This is a genomic window from Pandoraea thiooxydans, from assembly GCF_001931675.1.
Lineage (GTDB): Bacteria > Pseudomonadota > Gammaproteobacteria > Burkholderiales > Burkholderiaceae > Pandoraea > Pandoraea thiooxydans.
This window is the reverse complement of record NZ_CP014839.1, coordinates 2,857,836-2,873,831: the sequence shown is the minus strand read 5'-3', so window position 1 is coordinate 2,873,831 and position 15,996 is coordinate 2,857,836. Positions and strand designations below refer to the sequence as shown.

Here is a 15,996-nt window from a genome sequence, read left to right as displayed (position 1 = left end):
CCTGCCGCCACCCGGCAGGGCGCTCAGTCAGGCTTATTCACCGCACAACTCCGCCAGCAACGCCTTTTGGCTGTTGTAGAGACGCTTGCCGTGGCGTCGCCGCTGATAGCGGCCGTCGCTTTGCATGATCCAGGACGACTGGTTATCGCGCAGGTGAACCATCAAACCTTCGCGAATCACGCGGGCCTTGAGCTTTTTATCGAGCACGGGGAACGCGACTTCGATGCGGCGAAAGAAGTTGCGATCCATCCAGTCCGCGCTTGATAGATACACCTGCTCCGTGCCGCCGGCGTGGAAATAATAGATTCGATGGTGTTCGAGAAAGCGGCCCACAATCGAGCGCACGCTGATATTTTCCGACAGGCCCGGCACCCCGGGTTGTAACGCGCACACACCGCGCACGATCAGATCGATCTTGACGCCGGCCTTGGACGCCTTGTACAACTCGGCAATCACGCTTGGCTCGAGCAGCGCATTCATTTTGGCAATGATGCGAGCCTTTTTTCCGGCCTCGGCCGCGCGCGCCTCGAAGCGAATCGCCTCGAGCAATGCCGTATGAAGCGTGAACGGCGACTGCCACAAATGGCTCAGGGTAATTTGCCCGCCGATACCAGTCAGTTGCTGGAACACCAGGTGAACGTCGCGGCACATCGCCTCATTGGCCGTCATCAGGCCGAAATCGCTGTAAAAGCGGGCCGTGCGCGGATGGTAGTTGCCGGTTCCCAGGTGCACGTAGCGTTTGAGCCGCACCTGTTTGCCGGTTTGCGTGCGGCGCACGATCAGCAGCATCTTGGCGTGACATTTGTGGCCTACCACACCGTACACCACATGGGCGCCGACCGCCTCCAACTGAGCTGCCCAGTTGATATTCGTTTCTTCGTCGAAGCGCGCCAGCAACTCCACCACCACCGTCACTTCCTTGCCATTGCGGGCGGCTTCCATCAACGCATCCATCAGCGCCGACTCGTTACCGGTGCGATAGATGGTCTGTTTGATCGCCACCACGGCAGGATCCCTGGCCGCCTGAAGCAGAAGCTCCAGGACCGGCTGGAAGCTGTCGTAGGGGTGATGCAGCAGGATATCCCCCTGGTCGATCGCATCGAAAATTACCGAGGTATTGGCCAGCCGCTTGGGTAGCGCCGGCACATGCGGCAGGAACTTCAAATCAGGCCGATCGACCATATCGGGCAACTGCATCAGCCGTACCAGATTGACAGGGCCCTTGACTCGATAGCAGTCCGCGTCGCTCAGGCCGCACTCGATTTGCAACCGGCGTATCAAGCGCCCGGGGGTGTTCGCATCGACTTCGATCCGCACCGCGTCGCCCAGGTGACGGGCAGGCAGCTCGCCTTGCAGGGCCGTGCGCAGATTGGTGATTTCGTCCTCGTCGACGAACAATTCGCTATTGCGGGTGACCCGGAACTGGTGGCAGCCCTTGGTCGTCAGGTTCGGGAACAGCTCTCCGACAAAGCACTGCATCAGAGACGACAGCAACACGTAGCCATACGGATGGCCGGACAGGGCCGCCGGCATCGCCACTAGCCGGGGCAGCGAACGTGGCGCCTGCACGATCGCCAGTTCGGCGTCGCGGCCGAAGGCGTCCTTGCCCTCGAGTTCCACGGCAAAATTCAGGCTCTTGTTGAGCACGCGAGGAAACGGATGCGCCGGATCGAGACCGATCGGCGTGAGCACCGGCATCAGCTCCTGCAGGAACACTTCCTTGGCCCACTGCCTTTGCGCGTCGTTCCACCCGTCGGCGCCATGGAAGAAAATTCCCTCTTTCTCCAGCAGCGGCAGAAGGGTATCCGACAGCATGGCGTATTGCCGGGAGACCAGCGACTGCGCCTGCTGAGACACTTGCGTGTAGACTTGCAGGTGCGTCATGCCGTCCTGCGTCAGCACGCCCGGATTATCCCGCATCTGCTCCTTGAGGCCGGCCACGCGGATCTCGAAAAATTCGTCGAGATTGCTGCTGACGATACAAATGAAACGCAGCCGCTCCAGCAAAGGCGTTTCCGGATCGGCCGCCTGCGCGAGAACGCGTTCGTTGAAAGCCAGAATGCCAAGCTCTCGGTTAAGCAGCGGGTAGCTCATTTTTTGCCCGAAATCGCCAGTAGTAGTATTGTGATTTTTCATACCGATTGTTACGGTTATATGACATTCATGATTTTCACGCTATTGTCATATCACCTTTCTATTTTATCGTCGGCTTTTGCCGCTCGTCGCCTGGGTAACTCAGGTTGCCGATGACACCACGCTAGCGCTTATGACAGCACAACCTCACTTGTTGGCCGCGGTAGACCTGGGCTCGAACAGTTTCCGCCTGATTATTGGCCGAGTCGAAGAAATCGCCGCAGGCAGTCAGATTTATCAGGTGGATGCGCTGCGCGAGCCGGTACGGCTCGCCGCTGGGCTCAATGCGGACAAGTATCTCGACAACGCATCCCAGAAACGCGGACTCGAGGCGATCAAGCGATTCGGTGAGCGCCTGCGCGACTTTCATCCCGATCACGTGCGCGCGGTCGCCACCAACACGCTGCGGGTTGCCAAGAATGCCTCGGAATTTCTCGCCAAGGCGGAAAAAGCGCTGGGCTTTCCCATCGAGGTCATTGCCGGACGCGAGGAGGCGCGGCTGATCTATGCCGGCGCCTCGCATTCGGTGCCGACCTGTGCGGGGCAGCGCCTGGTCGTCGACATTGGCGGCGGCTCGACCGAATTCATCATTGGCCAGGACTATCAGCCGCTGATCATGGAGAGTCTGTATATTGGCTGCGTCAGTCACAGCCGTCAGTTTTTCCCCAGCGGCAACGTCGACGAGTACGCGATGAAGCAGGCCGAGCTCGCGGCGCGGCGCGAAATACAGATCATCGCCGCAACCTATCGGGAGTCCGGCTGGGCTCAGGCCATCGGCTCGTCCGGGACGGCCCGTGCACTGGCCGAATTGATCGAGGACAACAATTTCAACGACGATGGTGTCACCGGCCTCTCTCGCGTTGGGCTCGAGCGCCTGAAGCGGAGTTTGATCCGTGCGGAAAACGTCAACCGGGTCAAGCTCAGCGGTCTCAAGTCGGACCGCATTCCGGTCTTGCCGGGCGGGTTGGCGATCATGCTGTCGGTGTTCAACGAATTCGACATCGATGTGATGGAAACCACCGACGCTGCATTGCGCCTCGGCGTGTTGTACGACTTGCTCGGCCGTTCGCATCGCCAAGACATGCGCGCTGTCACGGTTGCGCAGTTCATGCGGCGCTACTCGGTCGATCGCGCCCAGGCCGAGCGGGTAGGGCGGCTGGCTAACACGCTGTATTTGCAGTTTCCCGAGCCGGACGACGAGGTTCGCACCGCCCAGCAGGAACTGCTGCTGTGGGCCGCGTCGTTGCATGAGATGGGGCTGTCGATTTCACACAGCGCCTACCACAAGCACTCGGCCTACATCGGCAGCAACGCCGACATGCCTGGCTTCTCCCGCCAGGATCAAGCCCGCCTGGCGGCGTTGTTGCTTGGCCATGTCGGTAAGCTGGGAAAACTGAGCTCGCAGTTTCATGCGCCGGAATGGCGTTTGTTATTTTGCCTGCGGCTGGCGGTGCTGTTTTGCCGGCGCCGTACCGATACCCTGCCGACCAGCATCGAGGTGGCCGAGTTGGCCGACGGCTTCGAGGTCAGCCTGTCCAAAGCCTGGATCGACGCCAACCCGTTGACTGACTACAGCCTGACGCGGGAAGCCGCCGAGTGGGAGAAAATCGGCCTGCGTTGCCGGGTCGTCTATCGCTAGTGCGGGCAGGCGAGCGGAGTGCGACAGTGCCGCGCTGCCGCGCCTTCACCCCGGCGCTTTACAAAGTCAAGGCGTCGAGCGCTGCCTGGCCGAGAAAGTGGCGGGCATAGCGGGGGTTGATTTCCGAGAGCCTGAACAGCGTCAGAAAATCCGCGGTGTTGAAATCGGGATCCCACGCCGGCGCGCCGCAAATACGGGCGCCCAAGCGCAGATAACCTTTCATCAGCGCGGGCGGCTCGACCGCCAGATTCGATTGCAGATCGGCGATCGGCAGTGGAATGTGGGGCGTGGCGCGATACTCGGGCGAGGTCATCGCGCGCTGTTGCAACTGTGTGTACAGGCTGGCGGCGTAATGGCCGCCGTCGGCCATCGGCACGCTGGCGCAGCCGAGCATGGTCTCGTAGCCGTGCTTTTTCATATAGCCCGCGAGCCCGCTCCATAGCGTCATGATCACCGAGCCGCTGCGATAATCGGGATGCACGCACGAGCGACCCAATTCGAGCATCTTGGGACGCAGATGCTTGAAACGGGACAGATCGAATTCGCCTTCCGCATAGAGCTTGCCGAGCCGCCCGGCCTGATGAGGCGGTAGCACCCGATAGGTGCCCACCACTTTGAGCGACGCCTTGTCGCGCACCAGCAGGTGATCGCAGTACTCGTCGTATTCATCGATGTCCAGGCCGGTCGCGCCTTTGAGCGTTGCCCCCATCTCATCGGCGAAAACACGGTATCTGAGATGCTGCGCTTCGCGGATCTCCTCGCTGTCGCGGGCCCAGGCGACGATCAAGTGAGGTTGCGCCGCATCGTCGTGACGCGGCGTCAGCGGTTTTCTCAGTGTCGGCGCCGTCGCGGCGATGGTGATGTTCTGGTGCGGCAAGTCGTGCATACAATTTCCTGTATGGCAGCTGTATTACGCACAATGTAAAAAATCGCAATGTCTATTCCGTGACAATTCCGCGATAATTCAGTGACACGCGAAATCGTTCCAGGATGTCGGCGGAAAAATTTTTAATTGATAAGCATGACTAAATAGATTTTTTCTTGCCGGCGCAGTGCAAACATCGGTGACGGGAGTCTCTAAAGCAAATCGGGTGAGATCACCGCACGCAGCACGATTTGCCCGTCGTCCTCGCGCTGCCGCGAGGCCAGCCACCAAATGCCGCCCTTTTTGACGCTCCAGTCGCTCTCCTGACCCGCCAGCAACAGGCTGGCGAGTCGGCCAAGTGCCGGTTGGTGTCCAACCACCAGCACGCTGCCCGGACCCTCGGGCCAGCCGGCGGCCTTCAGCACGTCGAGCGCGCTGGCGCCGGGAGCAATGGCCCGCACCACACGGTAATTGTCGGTCAGCGCTTGTGCGGTCTGGATCGCGCGCTGGGCCGGGCTGGTGAGCACCACGGTGCCCTCGGGCAAGCGTTGCCGCAGCCAGGCGGCCGCACGGCTCGCCTGCTTTTGGCCGCGTGGGGTCAGCTCGCGGGCCAGGTCGGCGCTTTGCCGGCCGGTCAGCGAGTCGGGCAGCGGTTGCGCGTCGGCATGACGCCACAGGATCAAATTCATGAGTGACATGACTGCTGCAAATAACGCTATCTTGACGCTGTTCCGTGGCGTTATGGTGAAACGCGCGCGGAACGTCCCGGCAACGCAAACGTTTCATTGACGCTGCATGTGCTTGCTTATAGAATAGCCCCCTTCGTCGGAGCGTAGCGCAGCCTGGTAGCGCATCTGATTTGGGATCAGAGGGTCGTAGGTTCGAATCCTATCGCTCCGACCACGAAAACCCCCAGGGCTCATCGGCCTCGTTGGCCGCAGCCCAAATTCTCGAGCGGCGCTGCCGGCGATTGCCCCGAGTCGCGGGCCGCCTGCCTTCAGCGGCCCCGCGCAACGCAGGCGCGAGCGGGCGACGCCCCGCCGAGAGTCTTCCATCGCAGGAAAACTTCCGTGAAAACTCTTCCTTCCGACCAACTCGACGTGCTGGCCGACGCCGCTCGCCAATCGCCACGCCTGCGCATGAACCACAACCTGCATGCCGAATTGAGCGATCCGATCCAGCGCTTGGCCATTGCGATGGAGCCGGGCACGTATATCCGGCCGCACCGTCATGGGCACACCTGGGAGTTGCTGTTGCCGTTGCGTGGCCGCTTTGCGGTGCTTGAATTCGACCGGCAGGGCGTGGTGACGGGCCGCACGACACTCGGCGCCGGCGCGGCCGTCGTCGAGACGCCGCCGGATACCTTGCACACGGTTGTATCGCTTGACGGCGGCGGCGTGATTTTCGAGGTCAAGCACGGGCCGTATCGGCCATTCGTCGACGCCGACTACGCGCCCTGGTCGGCCGAGGCGGGCACGCCGCAGGCGCAGGCATTCATGGCATGGTGCATGACAGCCGCCGTTGGCGATCGCTGGCCGGCTTGAGGCGGTTTGCGAGTTGAATAATCGGCGCCGGGCGGCCTCGATGGCCGCCCGGCATGCACCTACGCCGCGTTATCCGCTTCAGCGATCCGCTGCGCGATGTGCGTGAGCGCTTCTTCCACCTGATCCACCAGAATCAGGCACAGATCGCCTGGGGCCAGGCGCTCGAGCGCCATGTCGATGGCGAGGAATTCGCCGCGCACTTCCTCCGTGACGGCGGCGCGCTTGGCGTTTTTCAGGCCCTCGCGCAACAGCGCCAATACCTCCCCGTCGGCCCGACCCCGCTGGCACTGATCCTCGTACAGAATCACTTCGTCGAAGGCATCGCCCAGGATCTCCGTCTGACGGCGGATGTCGACGTCGCGGCGGTCGCCGGCGCCGCTGATGACCGTCACGCGGCGCTTGGCCGGCAATGCGTCGATCGCATCGACCAGCGCCAGAATCGCATCCGGGTTGTGGCCGTAGTCGGCGATCAGGGTCGCGCCGTGGTAATCGAACATATTGAACCGCCCCGGCGCGGTACCCGCATCGTTGACGAAGGTCGCCAGCCCGGCGCGGATGGTATCCCAGTCGAGTCCCAGCGCCCAGGCCGCGGCCGTGGCTGCCATGGCGTTTTCCACCTGGAAGGTGATCAGCCCGTTGGCGGTGAGCGGAACGGTGGTCAGCGCAACACGGTACTCAAGGTGCCCTTCGGCGGCGACGATATGGCCATTTTCCGTGTACACGACGCGCTTGCCCTGGGCGCGGTGAGTGGCCATGACCGGATGGTTGCGCTCACGCGCGAAGTAAATCACCGACCCCGGGCAGGTATCCGCCATGTTGGCTACCATCGGATCGGCGGCATTCAATACGGCGGTGCCATGCGGCGCCACGTTCTGCACGATGACGCGCTTGACCACGGCGAGATCTTCCACGGTGCTGATGAAGTTCAGGCCGAGGTGGTCGCCCATGCCGATATTGGTGACGATCGCGACGTCACAGCGATCGAACCCGAGACCCTCCCGCAAAATTCCGCCGCGTGCGGTTTCGAGCACTGCCGCGTCGACGTCGGGGTGCATCAGCACATTGCGCGCACTCTTCGGGCCACTGCAGTCGCCGGTGTCGATCCGCTGCTTCTGGATGTAGACGCCATCCGAATTGGTCATGCCCACGCGCCGGCCACTGGCGGCCAGCAAATGCGCGGTGAGCCGCACCGTGGTTGTCTTGCCGTTGGTGCCGGCCACCGCCACCACCGGGACGCGCCCGTCGTCGTCGCCATCGAACATGGCCGAGATGATTGCCTCGCCCACCGCCCGGCTTTTGCCATATGACGGACTCAGGTGCATGCGCAGACCCGGCGCGGCATTGACTTCGACGATACCGCCGCCTTGCTCCTCGAGCGGTTTGTGCACGGTCTCGCACACCATATCGACCCCGCAGATGTCCAGGCCGACCATCTGCGCGGCGGCGATGGCACGTTCGGCCACTTCCGGGTGCACGTCGTCGGTGACATCGGTGGCGGTGCCGCCGGTGCTGAGGTTGGCATTGTTGCGCAACACCACACGCTTGCCCTTCGGGGGCACCGAATCGGCCGTGTAGGCTTGCTTGTCGAGGGTTGCCAGCGCAATCTCGTCGAGACGGATCTTGGTCAACGAAGTCGCGTGGCCCTCGCCGCGCAACGGATCGCAGTTGATTTGCTCGACCAGCTCGCGAATCGTCTGGACGCCGTCGCCGATGACCTGCGGCGGATCGCGCCGTGCCGCGGCAACCAGTTTGTCGCCTACCACCAGCAAACGGAAATCGTGTCCGGCGATGTGCCGCTCGACGATCACTTCCGAGCTGATTTGCGCCGCGGCTTCATAGGCCGTCATGATCTGCTCGCGGGACTCGATATTGACCGCGACGCCTTTGCCCTGATTGCCGTCGCGCGGCTTGACGACGACTTGCCCGCCGATCTCGCATGCCGCCGCCCAGGCATCTTCGGCGTCGACTACCGTGCGTCCCTGCGGCACCGGCACGCCGGCCACGGCGAGCAGGCTTTTGGTCAGTTCCTTGTCCTGTGCGATCGACTCGGCGATTGCACTGGTGGCGCTCGACTCGGCGGCCTGAATGCGCCGTGCCCGGCTGCCCCAGCCGAATTGCACCATGCTGCCCTCGGTCAGGCGGTGATACGGAATGCCGCGCGCGACTGCCGCGCTCACGATCGCGCCGGTGCTCGGGCCCAGGCGCACATCCTCGTCCAGCTCGCGCAGGCGTGCCAAAGCGTCGGCCAGATCGAACGAGGTATCGCGCTTGGCCGCGCGGCATAACACCTCGGCCAATTCAAAGGCAAAGCGGCCGACCGCCTCCTCGGTATATTCGACCACCACTTGATAGACGTGCGGCTCGACTGTGGCGGCGGTACGGCTGAAGGTCACCGGGCAGCCGGCCTGCGCCTGCAGGCCGAGCGCGGCGGCCTCGAGGGCGTGGGCCAGCGAGAGCGGTTGCTGGATGCCCTCCGGTTGCAACATGCCGATCTCTGGAAAGCGGGAGCGCAGCCTGGCTTCGAAGCCAGGCAGATTGTCGATCGAACATTCGGCCTCGGTGCACTTGACGATGGCCTCGATGGCGGTGCGCCGGCTCCATAGGTTGGGGCCGCGCAACGCCCGAATTCGCGATACTTCCATGATTGCTGTGCTTTCCTGTCTTAGGCTGGCGCCGCGGCGCTGCGTGCGCCCGCACCATGACTGTTGGGGCCGCTGGCCGGCGCGGCGTGATTCAGCGCAAATGTTTCGATACCGGTGCGCAGCAGCCCCGCCGGGATGTCCAACGCCCACGCCGCGCCGACCGCAGCCAGCACGTTCTCGACCTGCAGGCGCGGCTGGCCTGGCCGTGCGACCGGCACCGACGCCAGTTCGACCAGCGGCATTTCGTCCTGGCCGCGCGCCATGATCAGATAGCCGTCGCGGGCAAACACGCATCGTCCGCCGATCGCGCGATGTGCCGCCAGCGTCGGCGACGTGGGCGCGAAGCTGAAGAAAATGACTTCGCCGTCGCACAGCGATGCCATCTCGGCAACCCGTGCGTCGTCGGCATTGAGTACTGCCACGCCGTCGGGCAACACCACATCGACTTGTGTGCGCAGGACATTGGCCATCTGCTCGGGTTCATTGATCGAGTATTCGGGCAGCGGCGCATCGGGGTCGAGATTGGTGATCACGCCGACCTGGCAACGGTCGTAGGCCAGGCCCTCGCCCAGAATCGAGCGGCTGCCGTTCTCGCAGACCGCGGCTTCGACCGCGCGATTGAGCAGTACCTTGCGCGCACCTTGCCAATTGGCGGCGTTAGCCTGCTGGATTTGCCGACGCCCCAGGAACAGGCCGTCGCTGCAAGCCAGGCCGACACGCTGCCCGTTGAGCTGAAGCAGCCGTGCCACCAGGCGCGCCACCAGGGTCTTGCCCCGCGTGCCGGTGATGCCGACCACCGGGATGCGGCCGCTGTCACCGGGTGGGAACAGATGCTGAATAATGGCTTGTCCGACCGGACGGGGCTTGCCCTCGGCGGGCTTCAAATGCATCAGCAGGCCTGGTCCGGCGTTGACTTCGACGATGGCGCCGCGCTGGCCTTCGAGGGGTTGCGAAATATCTTCGGCGACCAGGTCGACGCCGGCAATGTCGAGGCCAACCACGCGCGCGGCCAGCGCGACATGCGCGGCGACGCTCGGGTGGACCTGATCGGTCACATCGATCGCGACATTGCCGTTGCGCTGGATCAGCACGGACTGGCCGGCCGGCGGAATCGAGTCCCCCTCGAACCCTTGCCGCGCAATCTCCAGCCGTGCCGCGGAGTCCAGCCGCACGGGATTGAGCGGCGAATCTTCCAGACTGCCGCGGCGCGGGTCGGTATTGATTTGCTGCTCGATCAATTCGCGGATGGTCGAGCGGCCGTCGCCAATGACCGATACCGGTTCGCCGCGCGCGGCGGCGACGACCCGGCGGCCGACCACCAGCAGGCGATGCTCGTTGCCAGGCACGAAGCGCTCGACCAGCACGCCGCTGCCTTCCTCGTCGGCTACGGCGAATGCCGCCTCGATCTCGGCGCGCGTGCGCAGATTGGTAAATACCCCGCGCCCGTGGTTCGCGTCACACGGCTTGACCACCACCGGCACGCCGATGTCCTCGGCCGCGTCCCAGGCGTCTTCGGCGCTTTCCACCAGACGGCCTTCGGGCACCGGCACACCGCAGGCGCTGAGCAGGCGCTTGGTCAAATCCTTGTCGCGCGAGATGCTCTCGGCGATCGCGCTGGTCCGATCGGTCTCGGCCGTCCAGATGCGGCGCTGGCTCGCGCCATAGCCCAACTGGACCAGGTTGCCTTCGTTCAGGCGAATCGCGGGGATGTCGCGGTCGTCCGCGGCGTCGACGATGCAGGCGGTGCTCGGGCCCAGACACAGCGAGTCGGTCATGTCGCGCAGGCGTGCCACAGCGGCGTCCACGTCATAGCTGCGGTCCTCGATGGCAGCCATCACCAGGTCGCGCGCGGCATACAGTGCGGCGCGGGTGACCTCCTCGTGCCAGGCGCGCACGATCACCTTGTAGACGCCGCGCGTCGCGGTTTCCCGCGCCTTGCCGAAGCCGCCGGGCATGCCGGCCAGGTTTTGCAGCTCGAGCGTGACGTGTTCCAGAATATGGCCGGGCCAGGTGCCTTCTCGCAGCCGTTGCAGAAATCCGCCACGCTCCCCGATGCTGCAGCGATGCTCGATCAGGGTCGGAATCCACGTCGACAGGCGTTCGTAGAAGCCCGGAATGGTATTGGACGGGAAATCCTCCAATTCGCCAATGTCGACCCAAGCCTCCAGAACGGGGCGGTAGGTCCAGATGTTTGGTCCGCGCAGCGACTTGACATCCAGAATATCAATGTCTTTTTTTGGCATGTAGGGCGTAGTGAGCTCGTTAGGCCTGGGGGCGACCGGGAATCGGTCGGAAATTGGCGTAATGCTGGGTTAACGTCCTCGCCCGGGAATGGTTTACATAAAAATGTAAAAAATATCTGTCCTTGACCGGGCAGCTGCGGGGGGCCGCTTCGTTATACTATTGGGCGCCGGTGACGATGGGGGTGGCCCTGCGGCGTGGCGTTGTTTTGCAAAGAAAATTCATGAGATGTCCATTTTGAGGGACACTGTGTCGTACCGATGAAGACCGAATCCCCCAATCCCCGCGTTTTGGCTGCCGACGCCGGCGGCATCCCCGAGGCCTGGCGCCACGAGGTCGCCGCGCAATTGGCCGACGGCGAAAAAATCCTTGCCTGGCTCGAGCTCGACGTCGATCGACGCCTGCACTTCGCGAGCGGCCTGCTGATCGTCACCGACGGACGGCTGCTGGCCAAAGGGCAGGAGGAGCCGCAATGGCAGGCGTGGCGCTATCGCGAGGGGCTGGCGCTGCGGCACCGCGATCATGCGGGGGTCGGCAGCCTGGAGTTATGCGACGCCCAGGCGCGCCTGGGCTGCTGGCATTACACGCTCGGGCGCAATAACGCGGCGCTTCGCTTGCTCGATCACTTCGAGCGGCAGCGCGATAGTGCGGTGTCCGGGCATCCCGCCCAAGCGCCTGCCCCCGCCATTTGCCCCAAGTGCCAGATGGTGCTCGACCCGCAACAGGAAATTTGCCCGACATGCGACACAGAAGCACTGTCGCCGCCGTCGACGTGGGCGTTGCTGCGACTGTGGCGCTTCGCCAGACCGTACAACCTGCAGCTGCTGGCAGGATTTCTGCTGACGCTGGCGGCAACTGCCGCCACGCTCGTGCCGCCGTACCTGACGATGCCGCTGATGGACAAGGTGTTGATACCGTTCCAGGACGGCAAGTCGATCGACTACGGGCTGGTACGGCTCTACCTGGGCGGTTTGCTGCTTTCCGCGCTGGCGGCCTGGGTATTGGGCTGGGGGCGCACTTATATTCTGGCGTGGGTCAGCGAGCGCATTGGCGCCGACTTGCGCACCTCCACGTATGAGCACTTGCAGCATTTGTCGCTCGAATATTTCGGCGGCAAGCGCACCGGCGACCTGATTGCCCGGATCGGCAGCGAAAGCGATCGCATTTGCGTGTTTTTGTCGCTGCATCTGCTGGATTTCGCCACCGACGTGCTGATGATCGTCATGACCGCGATCATCCTTTGCTCGATCAACCCCTGGCTTGCGCTGGTCACGCTGGTCCCGTTGCCCTTCATTGCCTGGATGATCCACATCGTGCGCGATCAGTTGCGTCACGGCTTTGAAAAGGTCGACCGGGTATGGTCGGAAATCACCAATGTGCTGACCGATACGATTCCCGGCATTCGGGTGGTCAAGGCGTTTGCCCAGGAAAAGCGCGAAGTCACGCGATTTCGGGAAGCCAATGACCGCAATCTGGCGATCAACGACCGCGTCAACACGGTTTGGTCGTTGTTCTCGCCCACGGTCACGCTGCTCACGGAAGTCGGCCTGTTGATTGTCTGGGTGTTCGGTATCTGGCAGGTATCGAAGCATCAGATCACGGTCGGTGTGCTGGTCGCATTCCTTGCCTATATCACGCGCTTTTACACCCGACTCGACTCGATGAGCCGCATCGTTTCGTTCACGCAGAAGGCGGCTGCAGGCGCCAAGCGCATCTTCGATATTCTCGATCATGTCTCCAGCGTGCCCGAACCCGCCAATCCGGTGCACCTGCCGCACGTCAAGGGGCAAATCGAGATTCGCAACGTCGGCTTCCGGTACGGCAACCGGGCAGTGCTGCGCGGGGTCAATCTGAGCATTTCTCCCGGCGAGATGATCGGCCTGGTCGGCCACAGCGGCTCGGGCAAGAGCACGCTGGTCAATTTGATTTGCCGCTTCTACGACGTCTCGGAAGGCTCGATCCGGATCGACGGCGCCGATATCCGGGCCTTGCCGGTGAGCGAGTACCGCCGCAACATCGGTCTGGTGCTGCAGGAGCCATTCCTGTTTTTCGGTACGATTGCCGAGAACATCGCGTATGGCAAGCCCGACGCGAGTCGGGACGAGATCATCGCCGCGGCCCGCGCGGCGCACGCGCACGAATTTATTTTGCGCCTGCCGCATGGTTACGATTCGCTGGTCGGCGAGCGCGGTCAGGCACTCTCGGGTGGCGAGCGCCAGCGCATCTCGATTGCGCGGGCATTGCTGATCAATCCGCGCATCCTGATCCTGGACGAAGCGACCTCGTCGGTCGATACCGCCACGGAGAAAGAGATCCAGAAGGCGCTCGATAACCTCGTGCGGGGCCGTACCACCATCGCGATCGCGCACCGCCTGAGCACCTTGCGACGCGCCGACCGGCTGGTCGTACTCGATCGTGGCGAGGTCGTCGAAGTGGGGCAGCACGAAGAACTGATCGATCGAAACGGCGCTTACTACCGCCTGTATCAGGCGCAGGCCCGGCAAGTCGATACCGAGGACTCCGATACGTCGGCCGAGGCCGCCTGGGCCGAGGAAGAGGTTGTGCAGAGCGCGGCCTGAAAGAAGAGAGCACACCCGATGTCGATACACAGTTTCACATTGACGCGCAACGCCTTCGGCCGGCTGGTTCTGCACGCGCAGGACGGTGCCACATACGAGGGCGTGGCGCCGGTGCGCGCTTTTCCGATCTCGTCCCCGGAGCAGGGCATCGCGCTGGTCGATGCCGATGGCCATGAGCTGGCGTGGATCGCGCAACTGGCGGACGTGTCGCCGGCGATCCGGGCCATGATCGAGGAGGAATTGGCCAATCGCGATTTCATGCCGGAGATCCAGCGCATCCGGCAGGTCTCCAGTTTCTACACCCCGAGCACCTGGACCGTGGAGACCGATCGCGGCCCCACGACATTCGTGCTCAAGGGCGAGGACGACATCCGTCGCCTGGCTTCGCCGATGCTGTTGGTTACCGACAGCCACGGCATACATTTCCTGATTCGCGACCAGCATGCGCTGGACAGCGGCAGCCGCAAGATTCTCGATAGATTCCTGTAAAGCGGCAGCGCGCCCGATCGCCTGCGCGGTCCGGCGCGCTGTGTGATGGCCGTTAAGCCGCCGACGATACCGCGACGAAATTGGGCGCGACCGGCGCCACCCGTGGCGCCTGAGGCGCCGCTTTCTGTTTGTCGGCAACGCTCTCCACGCCGACTGTCGAGACCTCTTCAAGGAATCCGATGAGATTCCGGTAGTAATCGACCTGCAATTGCGCCTCCAGCAGGCGCCGCTCGGCCTGGAATAACGTCAGCCGCATTTCCTGCAGTTCTTTTTCCGCCAGTTTTTCTGGCGCAGGCGAGTTGAATACGCTAAAAAATGAACGCATGTCGAGACCTCCTGACGGTCGATCGGTTGGATTGACGCCCCCCGCAAGCGTTTTCAATATAGATCAGAAGCGCGCCGTCTGCACTTGCCGATGGCCGGGACGTGGCGCCAAGTCGACAGGGCGGGGGGGGGGCGAGAGGGTGATTTTGTAAAAAAATGTTAAAGATTTCAGTGCGCGTCATCGTTTTTGGGATGACCACGTTAACGGAAGACGCACGTAATTCCGTGCGCCTCTTGGGGAATGTCATGAAGAAACTGCTTTTGACGATGGCTGCAGGTGCTGTTTTGGTGATGTCGAGCGCTTTTGCGAAAACGGAATCCACGCCAGCGGCCGCGTCGGTCAGCGCGGTTTGCAAGGACGGCACGTCCTACTCCGGCAAATCGATGAGAGGCGCATGCCGCGGTCACGGCGGCGTCGACAAGGCCGCCACCGCCAAAATGAAAGCCGAACCCAAGGCAGCCGCGGGTGCAGCCACGAGCGCCGCGGCGCCCGCCGCCGAAAAAGCGCCCGCGATGGGCGGCGGTGCGGGCAAGGTATGGGTGAACAACACCTCGAAGGTCTATCATTGCCAGGGCGATCGTTTCTACGGCAAGACCAAGAACGGCGCTTATATGAGCGAAGCCGAGGCCAAGGCCAAAGGCTTCCGTCCCGATCACGGCAAGGCCTGCAAGTAACCGGCAAGCCGCTCAAGTCAAAACGCCACCGCATGTTTTGCGGTGGCGTTTTTTATTCCGGCGATCGAGCGCCGCGCTGCGGTGTCAGTCAGTCGATCCGGCTGCCGCCGTCAATGACGCAGTCGACCGGCCAAGTCGTCCAACAGGGGGACTGCGGCCAGCGCGAGCAAAATCGTCGCCAAAGGGACTGTCGCAATGAATCCCATGTGCTTGAACCCGAGCGCGCCCGACAGGCCGCCGAGCATGAACATGCCGAGCAAGCCGGCCAGCAGCGCCAGTTTGGACCGGTTGGCCCAGACTTTGGGCCCGCTCTTGTCGTGGGTTCCGAAATTCCAATAGAACAGCTTGCCCAATTCGATGCCGATGTCGGTGACGATGCCCGTGACATGGGTGGTACGGATTTCGGCTCTCGAGATCTTGGTGATGATGGCATTTTGCAGGCCCATTACGAAGCACAGCAGGAGCACCGTCATCGGCACGAACAGCAGGTGATGTTGCTCGAGATTGGCCCCGAGCAGGCCGAAGCACAACAGCAGCGCCGCCTCGAGCATCAGGGGCAGCGCATATTCGCTGTGCGTATGATGCCGCCTCCCCCAGTTGACGAGAATAGCCGAGGTGGCGGCGCCGATCGTGAAGGCCAGCAGCGAACCCAGTCCCGTGAGCACCAGGCCGATCTCGCCGAGCGTCAGATTGTCGGCCAGCGACGATACGATGCCCGACATGTGCGACGTGTATTGCCCGACCGCCAGAAAGCCGCCGGCATTGGCCGCGCCCGCAACGAACGCGAGTGAATAGCCCAGGCGGCGATTGGCTTGCTCGGTGCGGGCCGGATGGGTGAAACCGCGAAGATATTCGATCGGCATGG

12 protein-coding genes and 1 tRNA gene are annotated in these 15,996 nt (G+C 63.0%); 6 read left to right on the top strand and 7 right to left on the bottom strand.

Features of this window, described 5'->3' with window-relative positions; translation table 11 throughout:
* Positions 1–33: 33 nt before the first annotated feature.
* Positions 34–2,094 carry a polyphosphate kinase 1 gene (ppk1, locus tag PATSB16_RS13200; protein WP_047216557.1) on the bottom strand — a complete coding sequence of 687 codons (2,061 nt, stop codon included), beginning with the start codon at positions 2,092–2,094 and terminating at the stop codon, positions 34–36.
* A gap of 172 nt (positions 2,095–2,266) precedes the next feature.
* On the opposite strand from ppk1, the gene ppx reads away from it, so the two are divergent.
* Positions 2,267–3,772, top strand: a complete 1,506-nt coding sequence (gene ppx / locus PATSB16_RS13195) for an exopolyphosphatase (protein WP_047214570.1) — start codon at positions 2,267–2,269, stop codon at positions 3,770–3,772.
* A 58-nt stretch (positions 3,773–3,830) separates the two neighbouring features.
* Here ppx and PATSB16_RS13190 read toward each other — a convergent pair whose 3' ends face one another.
* Positions 3,831–4,658, bottom strand: coding sequence for a GNAT family N-acetyltransferase (locus tag PATSB16_RS13190; protein WP_047214569.1), 828 nt, complete (start codon positions 4,656–4,658; stop codon positions 3,831–3,833).
* Positions 4,659–4,849: 191 nt separating this feature from the next.
* A complete protein-coding gene (locus tag PATSB16_RS13185; protein WP_047216555.1) occupies positions 4,850–5,326 on the bottom strand; it encodes a SixA phosphatase family protein in 477 nt (158 codons plus the stop codon).
* A gap of 137 nt (positions 5,327–5,463) precedes the next feature.
* Here PATSB16_RS13185 and PATSB16_RS13180 point away from each other — a divergent pair.
* Together PATSB16_RS13180 and PATSB16_RS13175 are read left to right on the top strand one after the other, a co-directional pair.
* A tRNA-Pro gene (locus tag PATSB16_RS13180) sits at positions 5,464–5,540 on the top strand.
* Between the two features lie 167 nt (positions 5,541–5,707).
* Positions 5,708–6,181, top strand: coding sequence for a WbuC family cupin fold metalloprotein (locus PATSB16_RS13175; protein WP_047214568.1), 474 nt, complete (start codon positions 5,708–5,710; stop codon positions 6,179–6,181).
* A 59-nt stretch (positions 6,182–6,240) separates the two neighbouring features.
* Here PATSB16_RS13175 and cphA read toward each other — a convergent pair whose 3' ends face one another.
* Positions 6,241–8,823 (bottom strand): cyanophycin synthetase, encoded by a 2,583-nt coding sequence (cphA, locus tag PATSB16_RS13170; RefSeq protein ID WP_047214567.1) that lies wholly within the window; start codon positions 8,821–8,823, stop codon positions 6,241–6,243.
* Between the two features lie 20 nt (positions 8,824–8,843).
* On the bottom strand, positions 8,844–11,066 hold the full coding sequence (locus tag PATSB16_RS13165) for a cyanophycin synthetase (RefSeq protein ID WP_083566773.1): 2,223 nt from the start codon (positions 11,064–11,066) through the stop codon (positions 8,844–8,846).
* A gap of 258 nt (positions 11,067–11,324) precedes the next feature.
* Between PATSB16_RS13165 and PATSB16_RS13160 the strand changes: the two genes are divergently transcribed.
* On the top strand, positions 11,325–13,643 hold the full coding sequence (locus PATSB16_RS13160; RefSeq protein ID WP_047214566.1) for a cyanophycin metabolism-associated ABC transporter: 2,319 nt from the start codon (positions 11,325–11,327) through the stop codon (positions 13,641–13,643).
* Positions 13,644–13,661: 18 nt separating this feature from the next.
* The gene (locus tag PATSB16_RS13155; RefSeq protein WP_047214565.1) at positions 13,662–14,132 is read left to right on the top strand and encodes a cyanophycin metabolism-associated DUF1854 family protein; all 471 of its coding nucleotides are present in this window, start codon (positions 13,662–13,664) and stop codon (positions 14,130–14,132) included.
* 52 nt (positions 14,133–14,184) lie between these two features.
* Here the strand turns inward: PATSB16_RS13155 and PATSB16_RS13150 are convergent, their stop codons facing one another.
* Positions 14,185–14,457 (bottom strand): hypothetical protein, encoded by a 273-nt coding sequence (locus PATSB16_RS13150; RefSeq protein WP_047214564.1) that lies wholly within the window; start codon positions 14,455–14,457, stop codon positions 14,185–14,187.
* A gap of 245 nt (positions 14,458–14,702) precedes the next feature.
* On the opposite strand from PATSB16_RS13150, the gene PATSB16_RS13145 reads away from it, so the two are divergent.
* Complete coding sequence (locus PATSB16_RS13145; protein WP_047214563.1) at positions 14,703–15,131, top strand: hypothetical protein; 429 nt, start codon at positions 14,703–14,705, stop codon at positions 15,129–15,131.
* A gap of 110 nt (positions 15,132–15,241) precedes the next feature.
* Here PATSB16_RS13145 and PATSB16_RS13140 read toward each other — a convergent pair whose 3' ends face one another.
* Entirely contained in the window at positions 15,242–15,994 is a 753-nt protein-coding gene (locus tag PATSB16_RS13140) for a YoaK family protein (protein WP_047216553.1), read from the bottom strand.
* Between the last annotated feature and the right edge of the window lie 2 nt (positions 15,995–15,996).